Origin of the sequence: Pseudomonas syringae group sp. J254-4 (assembly GCF_032586855.1) — a bacterium.
GTDB classification, from domain to species: Bacteria; Pseudomonadota; Gammaproteobacteria; order Pseudomonadales; family Pseudomonadaceae; genus Aquipseudomonas; species Aquipseudomonas amygdali.
This window is the reverse complement of sequence record NZ_JAWHOO010000014.1, coordinates 96,520-106,964: the sequence shown is the minus strand read 5'-3', so window position 1 is coordinate 106,964 and position 10,445 is coordinate 96,520. Positions and strand designations below refer to the sequence as shown.

Below are 10,445 nucleotides of genomic sequence, written 5' to 3'. Positions count from 1 at the left end.
ATCATCTCAACTATCGTGCGACGCTCCGCGTCGCATGCCTTTCCGGACGCTCCGCGTCCTCTTGACGACGCAGAGCGTCGAAAGCTGCATTCCGACGCTGGAGCGTGCGGAACGATAATCTCAACTATCGTGCGTCGCTCTGCGTCGCATGCCTTTCCGGACGCTCTGCGTCCTCTTACGACGCAGGACGCGATTATCTCTGCTACTCAACCAAATATCTTTTTGAAGAATACCTGCATGTCTGACCAAGAGCGCTCATCGGCAGCCTTGTCGTAGCCGATGTCCGGGCCGCCGTGTTCGCCGTGGCTCAGGCGGTCGGCGTCGGGGTTGGTGAAGCCGTGCTTGGCGCCGTCGATGCTGACGAATTTGTAGTCAGCCTTGGCGTCGTCCATTTCTTTCTTGAACGCAGCAACGTTTTCAGGGGTGACCATGCTGTCCTTGGCGCCGTGCTCGACCAGCATCGGCACTTTGATGCCCGGTTTGGCCGGGGTATTGGTGACCAGTGCGCCGTGGAAGCTCACTACGCCCAGCAACGGTTCGCCGCGCCGCGCCGCGTCCAGCACGATCTTGCCGCCGAAGCAGTAACCGATTGCCGCAATCTTTTTCGGGTCGGTCTGAGGTTGCTTCTTCAATTGCTCCAGCCCGGCATCAAAGCGCTTGTCGGCCGCATCACTGTCCTTGAGCGCAGCCTGCATGAACGCCATCGCGTCCTTCGGGTGCTCGGTATTCTTGCCTTCGCCGTACATGTCGATAGCCATGGCGCTGTAGCCCAGGGCAGCCAGGTCGCGGGCGCGGCGCTTGGCGTAGTCGTTCAGGCCCCACCACTCGTGAACCACCAGAACACCGGGGCGTGGACCTTTTACCGCGTCGTCGTAAGCGTAGTAACCCACCAGTTTGGTTCCGTCGGCACTTTTGTAATCGATCTGCTCGGTCTTGATCGCTGCCTGAGCGAGTCCGGTCAGGCCCATCATTATCATTGCAATCCACACACGCATGGTCAGCTCCTTTTGATAGTTTGAGGTCGCAAACAACCATAGCCGATTCCGCTGCATCCGGTGTAGATGACTGTTCAGCGCCGGTTCATGGCGTGTTCAGTCGGGGTTCAGCCCGGCGCGATTACTGTTGGGCCGTACCTTGACAGCGTCCCCGAGCGCAAAAGGAGTCGATATGTTGAATCTCAACAAGTTTTTCCTGGCCTTGGCTTTTCTGGGTGGCAGCGCTGCGGCACAAGCGGGCGATGGTCGGCTTGACGTGGCTCGTATCGAGTTCGGCAAGACCAGCGAAAGGCTTGATGACGCCAACAGCTGGGGGCATGCGCTCGGGGAACAGGCACATACCAATGTTTCTGTGGGCACACTTTATTCACCGCCGGTTTACGGCACCCTGACAGGGACTCACAATGGTGTGCCTGTCAGCCGCGAAATCCTGCTGGGCAGCTATGATGTGACACAACACGTGCCCGTCAGCGCCCGCCTGTTGAGTACTGATGCGACGATGTCGTTTCATTCTTTGTCTTGAGGCTGCGATTGTGCCTGGGAGAGCTGCATGAAGTTGTTGGTAGTTGAGGATGAAGCGCTGCTGCGCCACCACCTGCGAACCCGTCTGACCGAAGCGGGACATGTGGTGGAAGCGGTGGCCAACGCTGAGGAAGCGTTGTATCAGGTCACGCAATTCAATCACGACCTGGCCGTGATCGATCTGGGCTTGCCGGGCATCGGTGGGCTGGACCTGATTCGGCAGTTGCGCACGGTGGGCAAGGCGTTTCCGATTCTGATCCTGACCGCGCGCGGCAATTGGCAGGACAAGGTCGAAGGGCTGGCGGCCGGCGCTGACGACTACGTGGTCAAACCCTTCCAGTTCGAAGAACTGGAAGCGCGGCTCAACGCCCTGTTGCGGCGTTCCAGCGGCTTCATTCAGTCCACCATCACGGCTGGCCCGCTGCTGCTGGACCTCAATCGCAAGCACGCCGCGCTGGCTGAACAACCGCTGGCGCTGACCGCCTACGAATACCGCATCCTCGAATACCTGATGCTCCATCACCAGCAAGTAGTGCCCAAAGAGCGCCTGATGGAGCAACTGTATCCTGATGACGACGAGCGCGACCCAAACGTGATCGAAGTGCTGGTCGGCCGCCTTCGTCGCAAGCTGGACAGCAACGTGGCGTTCAAACCTATCGAAACCGTGCGCGGCATGGGCTATCTGTTCAATGAGCGCTGTACGTGATTCGTTCGCTTCGCCTGCGCCTGATGCTGGGTGCCGCCACTCTGGCGGTGATCTTCATGCTGCTGATGCTGCCTGCTTTGCAGGGGGCGTTCAGCCTGGCGCTGCGCGGGGCGATAGAGCAACGCCTGGCTTCCGACGTGACCACCATGATTTCCGCGGCGCGCGTCGAAGACGGTCATCTATTGATGCCGTCCGTGCTGCCGGGCGAACAGTTCAACCTGCCGGGCAGCCGTCTGCTGGGCTACATCTATAACCGCCAGGGGCAGATGGTCTGGCGCTCACTGTCCACCGAAGGCGAGAACATCGACTACCGCCCGCAATATGACGGGCAGGGCAGCGAGTTCACCAAGATCAAGGAAATCAATGGCGATGAGTATTTCGTCTATGACGTCGAGATCCGGCTGCTCGGCGGGCGCAATGCCGCGTTCAGCATCGTTGCCGTGCAGCCCTTGCGCGGCTATCAGGAAACCATCGACGGTTTGCGCCGCAAGCTCTATCTGGGCTTTGGCGCAGCACTCGCGGTGCTGCTCGGGTTGCTGTGGATGGGCCTGACCTGGGGGCTGCGTGCCTTGCGCGGCTTGAGCCAGGAACTGGATCAGGTGGAAGCCGGCGTGCGCGACAGTCTGAGCGAGGAGCATCCCAGCGAACTGCTGCGCCTGACCGACTCGCTCAACCGCCTGCTGCGCAGCGAACGTGAACAGCGGATTCGTTACCGCGATTCGCTTGATGACCTGGCCCACAGCCTTAAAACACCGCTGGCGGTCTTGCAGGGCGTAAGCGAGAACATCGCCAAGCGCCCCGAAGATGTCGAGCAGGCGTGGGTGCTGCAATCGCAGATCGAGCGCATGAGCCAACAGATCGGCTATCAACTGCAACGGGCCAGCCTGCGCAAGAGCGGTCTGGTGCGCCACCACGTCATGCTGCGGCCCGTGGTCGAAAGCCTGTGCAACACGCTCGACAAGGTGTATCGCGACAAACAGGTCAAGGCCACGCTGGACCTGCCGGAGCATTGTCAGGTGCACATGGAAGAGGGCGCGTTGCTGGAAATGCTCGGCAACCTGCTGGAAAACGCCTATCGGCTGTGCCTGAGCGAAGTACGCGTCAGCTTTACCCGCTCAGCGGGCGGCGATGAACTGTGCGTCGAAGACGACGGCCCCGGCGTTCCGCAGAGCCAGCGCGCGCGCATTCTCGAGCGTGGCGAACGCCTGGACCGCCAGAACCCCGGACAGGGCATTGGTCTGGCGGTGGTCAAGGACATCATCGAAAGCTACGGTGCACAACTGACCTTGGGCGATTCTCCGCTGGGTGGCGCGGCGTTCAGGATTCATTTTCTGGCGCAGTGAGGGTGTTTTCTCCCGGACACCTGTTGTTCCTCACTCCAGCGTGGGAATGCCGTGCGTGACGCTCTGCATCACACCTCTGCGCGTCACCGAGCGCTCCAGTCATCATAGAAAGACGGCGGATACCCGCCACTGTGTGCCCATTTTTCCCACCATACGGCGGAAAACCGCCACGTCTTTTTCGGTTTGCGTCTACCGTTACCCGTCTGCGCCTTGTAATACGGGGTTTTGATGGCTATTTGATTCTATGGCACGTCTATTGCTATCTACATGGCAGAGGCCTGCCTTGCGCAGCTCGACAAAACAAATCCCTCCAGTGCAGGAGGGTTAGCGCTTTATAGGCTCGCGTGCATCAGGTGAAGATGCCGACGACGCCCTTGAGGAAAACTGCAATGACGACTCGTCAGCCCATCTACAAATCCCTCTATTTTCAGGTAATCGTTGCGATTGTCATCGGTATCCTGATCGGTCACTTCTACCCGGACACCGGTAAGGCTCTAAAGCCGCTGGGTGACGGGTTTATCAAACTGATCAAGATGGTTATCGCGCCGATCATCTTCTGTACCGTCGTCAGCGGCATCGCCGGCATGCAGAACATGAAGTCGGTCGGCAAGACCGGCGGTTATGCGCTGCTGTACTTCGAGATCGTTTCGACCATCGCTCTGCTGATCGGCCTGATCGTGGTCAACGTGGTTCAGCCGGGTGCCGGCATGAACATCGACGTCAGCACGCTCGACGCTTCCAAGATCGCGGCTTACGTCACTGCCGGTCAGGATCAGAGCATCGTCGGCTTCATCCTCAACGTGATTCCGAACACCATCGTCGGCGCGTTTGCCAACGGCGATATCCTGCAAGTCCTGATGTTCTCGGTGATCTTCGGCTTCGCCCTGCATCGTCTGGGTTCGTACGGCAAGCCGGTTCTGGACTTCATCGATCGCTTCGCCCACGTGATGTTCAACATCATCAACATGATCATGAAGCTGGCGCCCATCGGTGCGTTCGGTGCCATGGCCTTCACCATCGGTGCCTACGGCGTAAGCTCGCTGGTGCAGCTGGGTCAGTTGATGATCTGCTTCTACATCACTTGCGCGCTGTTCGTGGTGCTGGTGCTGGGTGCAATCTGCCGCGCTCACGGTTTCAGCGTCTTCAAGCTGATTCGTTACATCCGTGAAGAGCTGTTGATCGTACTGGGTACTTCCTCGTCGGAATCGGCCCTGCCACGCATGCTGATCAAGATGGAGCGTCTGGGCGCCAAGAAATCTGTCGTGGGTCTGGTTATCCCGACGGGTTACTCGTTCAACCTCGACGGTACGTCTATCTACCTGACCATGGCTGCCGTGTTCATCGCTCAGGCGACCAACACCCATATGGACATCACCCACCAGATCACTCTGTTGCTGGTGTTGCTGCTGTCGTCCAAGGGTGCTGCAGGCGTAACCGGTAGCGGCTTCATCGTTCTGGCTGCAACCCTGTCGGCTGTCGGCCACCTGCCGGTTGCCGGTCTGGCGCTGATTCTGGGTATCGACCGCTTCATGTCCGAAGCCCGCGCCCTGACCAACCTGGTAGGTAACGCTGTTGCTACCGTTGTGGTTGCCAAGTGGGTCGGCGAGCTGGACACCGACAAGCTGCAGTCCGAGCTGACTTCCGGTGGCTCTGCCATCCTGGAAACCCGTCCTGAAGACGACCTCGGCGTTGCCGAAGGCCCGACTCCAGCCGGTGCGGTGAATACCACCAAAACCGTCTGATAACCGTCAGGCGATAAAAAACCCATCTTCGGATGGGTTTTTTTATGCCTGTCGTTTGCCAGGGGAGTTATTCCGTGCGCGTCTCGCCGCTGAACACCAATGGCTCGCGGCAGCGGCGGCACAGGTAGCGCCGGCCCTTGCGAACCATGCTGTGGCGCTGGGCCGTGAACGGAAAGTCGCTGTCCGGGCAAGGGCAGCGGTAGATGTAACGGATCACGCTGCGTCGCTTGACAGCGTAGGTGTGGCAGCGGTTGGGCGGCAGTTCATAAACGCCGCGCATGATCAGCTGCCATTCCTCGCCATGCGGCTGGATGCTGCCGCCAAACAGCTGGTGGGCGATCAGGTGCGCGACTTCATGCGGCACGGTCTGGCGCAGGAAGTCTTCGGCGTTTTCCTTGTAGAGCTGCGGATTGAAGCGCAGCAGGTTTTCGTGCAGGTGAGCGACACCAGCCTTCTGGCCGCGCAACTGGAAACTGACCACCGGGCGTTTGAAGGTGCGCTTGAAGAAGGTTTCGGCTTGTTGGTAACAGGTTTCAACGCGTGAATTGAGTTGGTCGGGCATGCTTTAGGATTCTCCAGTGCGCCAAGTATGCCGCAATGTGGCTACGCTCTGAAAATGCTGGCCGCCCGGTGGTCGTTTTTGATCAAAGGCGATTGCCAGCCTGAACAGCACGCGCGCAGCATATTTAACCAAAGGTCGGTTGTAGGTAAAATGCCCGGCTTTTCTCAAGCTATCGTCAGCGGATATTTCCATAAATGGGCACCCTTTCAGTCAATCAGAACAAACTGCAGAAACGTCTGCGTCGGCTGGCCGGCGAGGCGGTTGCCGACTTCAACATGATCGAAGAGGGTGACAAGGTCATGGTCTGCCTGTCCGGCGGCAAGGACAGTTACACCATGCTCGATGTGCTGATGCACTTGCAGAAAGTCGCGCCGATCAAATTCGACATCGTGGCCGTCAACATGGACCAGAAGCAGCCCGGCTTTCCTGAGCACGTGCTGCCTGCGTATCTGAAAGAGCTGGGTATCGAGTACCACATCGTCGAGAAAGACACCTACTCAGTGGTCAAGGAATTGATTCCTGAAGGCAAGACGACCTGTTCGCTGTGTTCACGGCTGCGTCGTGGCACGCTGTATACCTTCGCTGATGAAATAGGTGCTACCAAGATGGCACTGGGGCATCATCGAGACGATATCGTCGAGACGTTCTTCCTCAACATGTTTTTCAACGGCTCGCTCAAGGCCATGCCACCCAAGCTGCGTGCCGACGATGGCCGTAACGTGGTGATTCGTCCATTGGCGTATTGCCATGAAAAGGACATTCAGGCCTATTCGGACCTTAAACAGTTTCCGATCATCCCGTGCAACCTCTGCGGCTCTCAGGAGAACCTGCAACGTCAGGTGGTCAAGGACATGTTGATCGACTGGGAGCGCAAGACCCCGGGTCGCACGGAAAGCATTTTCCGCGCCTTGCAGAACGTACAGCCCTCGCAACTGGCTGACCGCAACCTGTTCGACTTCAGCAACCTGCGCATCGACGAAACCGCTGCGTCGCGGTTCGTCAATGTGGTGAATATCTGAGGGTGCTCAGTGGTTGACGGTGAACGCCAGCATGGCTGACAGCTGGCACATCGGCCGACCGCTTTCTGCGTGCCATTGGTTGAAGACGTCCTGCACAATCGCCTGATCGCGTTTGCTGGTGGGCACGCGGTCGACGATATCCTGCGCGTTCAGCGCGGCCACCACGTCCCAGGTCGGAATGAACGTGTCCTTGCCGATCATGCGCAGAAAGCGTGGCGCTGACAGTCCGCCCATCTGGTTGCCGTGTTTGGCAATGCACTGCCACAAGCCAGTGATGTTATCGACCGGCCACTCGGCGATGAATTTGCCGAAACTGCCGTGTTCCTGTTCGATGTCCAGAATCAGTTGCGCATTGCGCGGCACGCTCTTGAGTTTGCCCAGGTGGCGGATGATGCGCGCGTCCTGCATCAGCCGCTCCAGGTGATCAGCCCCCATCAGCACGACTTTTTCCGGGTCGAAGCGGAAGAAGACTTCCTCAAACGCCGGCCATTTAGAGTCCACCAGGCTGTGTTTCAGGCCTGCGCGAAACACGCGCAGGGCCATGGTCGACAGATAGCGGTCGGCGCTGATGGCTTGCAGTTGTTTCGGTGTCTTCGGGGTGGGCAGGTGGGCTTCCAGTGCTTTGGCGGAGCCGAATCGATTCAGGCAATACTCGTTCAGCCATTTATAGTCTTGCATCGGTTCTCCAAAGAAATTCAACAGGCAGGTCAAGGGTTCAGACCGACCCTTGCGCTGCAAGTTTGCGATTTAACTGAAAGCGTCAGACCACGCCCTGCCGATTCAGCTGCGGGCTGTGTCCAGTTGCAAGGCGGTTTTGGCCAGACGCTGGCCCAGCGCGCGGCACAGGTCGGTCTCATGACGGTCCAGCGCGCGCTTGCCGTCGGCTCCGGCGTGATGGCTGGCACCATAAGGCGTGCCACCCCCGGCGGTTTCCAGCAGCGCCGATTCGCTGTAGGGCAGACCCATGATCAGCATGCCGTGGTGCAGCAACGGCAGCAGCATCGACATCAGCGTGGTTTCCTGGCCGCCGTGCAGGCTGGCAGTGGAAGTGAAGACGCCTGCGGGTTTGCCGACCAGTGCGCCGGTCAGCCACAGGTTGCTGGTGCCGTCGAGAAAGTATTTCAGCGGGGCGGCCATGTTGCCGAAGCGCGTCGGGCTGCCCAGCGCCAGACCTGAGCAGTTTTTCAGGTCGTCGAGGGTCGCGTACAGCGCGCCGTTTTCCGGGATCTCAGGGGCGGTCGCTTCGCAGTCGGCGGAAACAGCGGGAACGGTGCGCAGTCGTGCTTCCATGCCGCCCAGCTCGATACCGCGGGCAATCTGCCGGGCCATTTCGCTGGTGGAACCGTTGCGGCTGTAATAGAGGACCAGAATGTAAGGTGTGCTCACGGCAGCAGCTCCAGGATGTTCTCGGGTGGGCGGCCAATCACAGCCTTGTCGCCAGCGACCAGAATCGGCCGCTCGATCAGTTTGGGGTGCGCGGCCATGGCGGCGATCAGTTGCTCGTCGCTCAGGCTCGGGTCGGCCAGGTTGAGTTGCTTGTAATCGTCTTCGCCGGTACGCAACAGTTGCCGGGCAGTGATGCCCAGCTTGCCGAGCAGGTCACGCAAACGCTCTGCGTCTGGCGGGGTTTCCAGGTACAGGACGATATCGGGCGTCAGGCCGCGGGCCTGAAGTAGTTCCAGCGCGCCGCGGGATTTGCTGCAGCGCGGGTTGTGATACAGCGTCAGATCGGTCATTTGCACGTCGCATCTCGTGTGGGGTGGCGTATTCTAACCAGCGATGGCACTGTCCGACATATCGAATGGTCAATAGTCGTAGCCTGGATATAAGTGATTGCAGGTTGAACGGGGCGAGGAAGGAAGCAAATGGCAAGGCGATTAACAGCAGCGGTGATACTTTTCGGCAGCTTGCTGCTCAGCGGATGTGGCGTGGACCTGGGCAATGACCAGAACGGCCAGAAGGTGGCCAGTGAGCGAATCAAGGGGCATTGGCTGGTGGTGAACTACTGGGCCGAATGGTGTGGCCCGTGCCGTACCGAGGTGCCGGAATTCAACGCATTGTCCGAACAGCTCAAGGACAAGAAGGTCACGGTGCTGGGTGTCAACTTCGACAATCTGCAGGGCGATGAGTTGAAAAGCGCTGCCAACGCACTGGGCATCAAATTCACCGTGCTGGCTCAGGACCCTGCCGAGCAGTACAGCCTGCCGCCCTCCGAAGCGCTGCCGGTGACCTACATCATCGACGACAAGGGCAAGATGCGCGAACAACTGCTCGGCGAGCAGTCAGCCGCCACCGTTATCCAGAAGCTCAAGACGTTGCGCGGTGAGGGGTGATCAGATCGGTTCTGGGCGCTCTGCGCCGCAACGAGGACGCGGAGCGTCCAGAACGGCATGCGACGCGGAGCGTCGCACGATAGTGATTGCTCGGCGAGCAGTCAGCCGCCACCGTGATCCAGAAGCTCAAGACGTTGCGCGGTGAGGGGTGATCAGATCGGTTCTGGACGCTCTGCGCCGCAACGAGGACGCGGAGCGTCCAGAACGGCATGCGACGCGGAGCGTCGCACGATAGTGCAGGATAGTGATCGTTCCCTACGCTCCAGCGTGGGAATGCAGTTCTAGACGCTCTGCGTCGCAAGTTACGCGGAGCTTCGGATCAGCTATCTTCCAGCCAGAAGCGCAGCGGCTTGCCTTGGGCTGGCCACAGGCGCAGTTGCTCGATGGGCGAGATGTCCCAGCGTTGCACGCTGCTGATGGCTTTGATGAAGCGTTGTTCCTGCTCCATCAGCGCGGGAGCGCACATTTTGCGGGTTTTGCCCACCGGGCCGAAGCTGATGCTGTGGTCGTTCAGCGTATACGGCGCGAACCAGTGGTTGCAGCCTGCATTGCCATATGCGCGGCCATCGGCGCCCAGGGTCATGGTCAGGCGGCTGTTGTCGATCAGCGGACGTTCGCCAATCCATTCCATCACGTAGCTGTGGTCCTGACGGATCGGCAGCGGGTCAGCGGTACAACCGGCCAGCAGCGCGCCGCCGATCAGGCTCAGGAGCGCAAACTGTTTCATGCCGCTTTCTCCTGGCACTTCTTGCAGAGGTGCTTCTCGCCTTCGGTTTTCCAGCCCAGCTCCGCGATGCGCGCGATGGCGGCAGGTTTCTGCGCCTTGACGCCCAGCTTGCTCTCTACCATGAACTCGAAGTTCAGTTCGGCGGCGCAGCTGTCGCAATTCACTTTCCACTGATGAATCGCCAACTCATCGAACACCGGCCCTTTGGCCACTGCAATCCATTGGCCCGGCGGGTTGATCAGGTGCCGGACTTTTTCGACGGTCAGGCGCATGTGCAGGCTTTTGCTGCCTTTGATCGTCACCAGCAACTGGTCGTTGTCATGAATCGAGCCGCCGTTACCGGTGACTTGATAGCGACCGGGTGCCAAAGTGCGGCATTCGGTCAATGTGTGCTGCGGGTTGAGCATGCTGTAGCGAAAATCGTGTTCGACCATGGGTCCTCCAAAATTGCGCGCATCCTATCATGCTCCACGCCTTCAGGATCGGACGCAGGGCA

Annotated in this window: 14 protein-coding genes and 1 pseudogene; 7 read left to right on the top strand and 8 right to left on the bottom strand. The window is 59.4% G+C overall.

Translation table 11 applies throughout. From position 1 onward, the window contains the following. Positions 1-206: 206 nt before the first annotated feature. Positions 207-995: a dienelactone hydrolase family protein gene (locus RYB09_RS17590; RefSeq protein WP_058408796.1), complete on the bottom strand. Its 789-nt coding sequence runs from the start codon at positions 993-995 to the stop codon at positions 207-209. 172 nt (positions 996-1,167) lie between these two features. Here RYB09_RS17590 and RYB09_RS17585 point away from each other — a divergent pair, with 172 nt between their 5' ends. The 4 genes from RYB09_RS17585 to RYB09_RS17570 all read left to right on the top strand — a co-directional run bounded on the left by RYB09_RS17585 (position 1,168) and on the right by RYB09_RS17570 (position 5,308). After that, positions 1,168-1,518, top strand: a complete 351-nt coding sequence (locus RYB09_RS17585; RefSeq protein WP_002554630.1) for a hypothetical protein — start codon at positions 1,168-1,170, stop codon at positions 1,516-1,518. Positions 1,519-1,545: 27 nt separating this feature from the next. Then, positions 1,546-2,223, top strand: a complete 678-nt coding sequence (locus RYB09_RS17580) for a response regulator (protein WP_002554629.1) — start codon at positions 1,546-1,548, stop codon at positions 2,221-2,223. Then, on the top strand, positions 2,220-3,566 hold the full coding sequence (locus RYB09_RS17575; protein ID WP_058400175.1) for an ATP-binding protein: 1,347 nt from the start codon (positions 2,220-2,222) through the stop codon (positions 3,564-3,566). Before RYB09_RS17580 ends, RYB09_RS17575 begins: the two co-directional genes overlap by 4 nt. A 389-nt stretch (positions 3,567-3,955) precedes the next feature. Beyond that, the gene (locus RYB09_RS17570; RefSeq protein ID WP_002554627.1) at positions 3,956-5,308 is read left to right on the top strand and encodes a dicarboxylate/amino acid:cation symporter; all 1,353 of its coding nucleotides are present in this window, start codon (positions 3,956-3,958) and stop codon (positions 5,306-5,308) included. Positions 5,309-5,375: 67 nt separating this feature from the next. Here the strand turns inward: RYB09_RS17570 and RYB09_RS17565 are convergent, their stop codons facing one another. Together RYB09_RS17565 and RYB09_RS17560 are read right to left on the bottom strand one after the other, a co-directional pair. Continuing rightward, on the bottom strand, positions 5,376-5,870 hold the full coding sequence (locus RYB09_RS17565; RefSeq protein ID WP_002554626.1) for a SprT family zinc-dependent metalloprotease: 495 nt from the start codon (positions 5,868-5,870) through the stop codon (positions 5,376-5,378). Positions 5,871-5,873: 3 nt separating this feature from the next. After that, the gene (locus tag RYB09_RS17560) at positions 5,874-6,062 is read right to left on the bottom strand and encodes a hypothetical protein (protein ID WP_147468565.1); all 189 of its coding nucleotides are present in this window, start codon (positions 6,060-6,062) and stop codon (positions 5,874-5,876) included. 2 nt (positions 6,063-6,064) lie between these two features. Here RYB09_RS17560 and ttcA point away from each other — a divergent pair, with 2 nt between their 5' ends. Beyond that, positions 6,065-6,889, top strand: a complete 825-nt coding sequence (gene ttcA, locus RYB09_RS17555; protein ID WP_002554625.1) for a tRNA 2-thiocytidine(32) synthetase TtcA — start codon at positions 6,065-6,067, stop codon at positions 6,887-6,889. A gap of 6 nt (positions 6,890-6,895) precedes the next feature. Here ttcA and RYB09_RS17550 read toward each other — a convergent pair whose 3' ends face one another. The 3 genes from RYB09_RS17550 to arsC form a co-directional block, all read right to left on the bottom strand. Then, positions 6,896-7,567, bottom strand: coding sequence for a DNA-3-methyladenine glycosylase I (locus RYB09_RS17550; protein ID WP_122281091.1), 672 nt, complete (start codon positions 7,565-7,567; stop codon positions 6,896-6,898). A 102-nt stretch (positions 7,568-7,669) separates the two neighbouring features. Then, positions 7,670-8,275 (bottom strand): NAD(P)H:quinone oxidoreductase, encoded by a 606-nt coding sequence (gene wrbA, locus RYB09_RS17545; RefSeq protein ID WP_005744747.1) that lies wholly within the window; start codon positions 8,273-8,275, stop codon positions 7,670-7,672. Next, on the bottom strand, positions 8,272-8,625 hold the full coding sequence (gene arsC, locus RYB09_RS17540) for an arsenate reductase (glutaredoxin) (RefSeq protein WP_002554622.1): 354 nt from the start codon (positions 8,623-8,625) through the stop codon (positions 8,272-8,274). The genes wrbA and arsC overlap by 4 nt, the downstream gene beginning before the upstream one ends. 129 nt (positions 8,626-8,754) lie before the next feature. Here arsC and RYB09_RS17535 point away from each other — a divergent pair, with 129 nt between their 5' ends. Both RYB09_RS17535 and RYB09_RS17530 read left to right on the top strand, forming a co-directional pair. Further along, on the top strand, positions 8,755-9,222 hold the full coding sequence (locus tag RYB09_RS17535; protein ID WP_122258344.1) for a TlpA disulfide reductase family protein: 468 nt from the start codon (positions 8,755-8,757) through the stop codon (positions 9,220-9,222). Between the two features lie 86 nt (positions 9,223-9,308). Beyond that, a pseudogene (locus RYB09_RS17530) lies at positions 9,309-9,374 on the top strand (TlpA family protein disulfide reductase); the annotation flags it as partial. A gap of 167 nt (positions 9,375-9,541) precedes the next feature. Here RYB09_RS17530 and RYB09_RS17525 read toward each other — a convergent pair. Both RYB09_RS17525 and RYB09_RS17520 read right to left on the bottom strand, forming a co-directional pair. Then, on the bottom strand, positions 9,542-9,949 hold the full coding sequence (locus RYB09_RS17525; RefSeq protein ID WP_044319347.1) for an META domain-containing protein: 408 nt from the start codon (positions 9,947-9,949) through the stop codon (positions 9,542-9,544). Continuing rightward, positions 9,946-10,383 carry a hypothetical protein gene (locus tag RYB09_RS17520; RefSeq protein WP_002554619.1) on the bottom strand — a complete coding sequence of 146 codons (438 nt, stop codon included), beginning with the start codon at positions 10,381-10,383 and terminating at the stop codon, positions 9,946-9,948. Before RYB09_RS17520 ends, RYB09_RS17525 begins: the two co-directional genes overlap by 4 nt. Between the last annotated feature and the right edge of the window lie 62 nt (positions 10,384-10,445).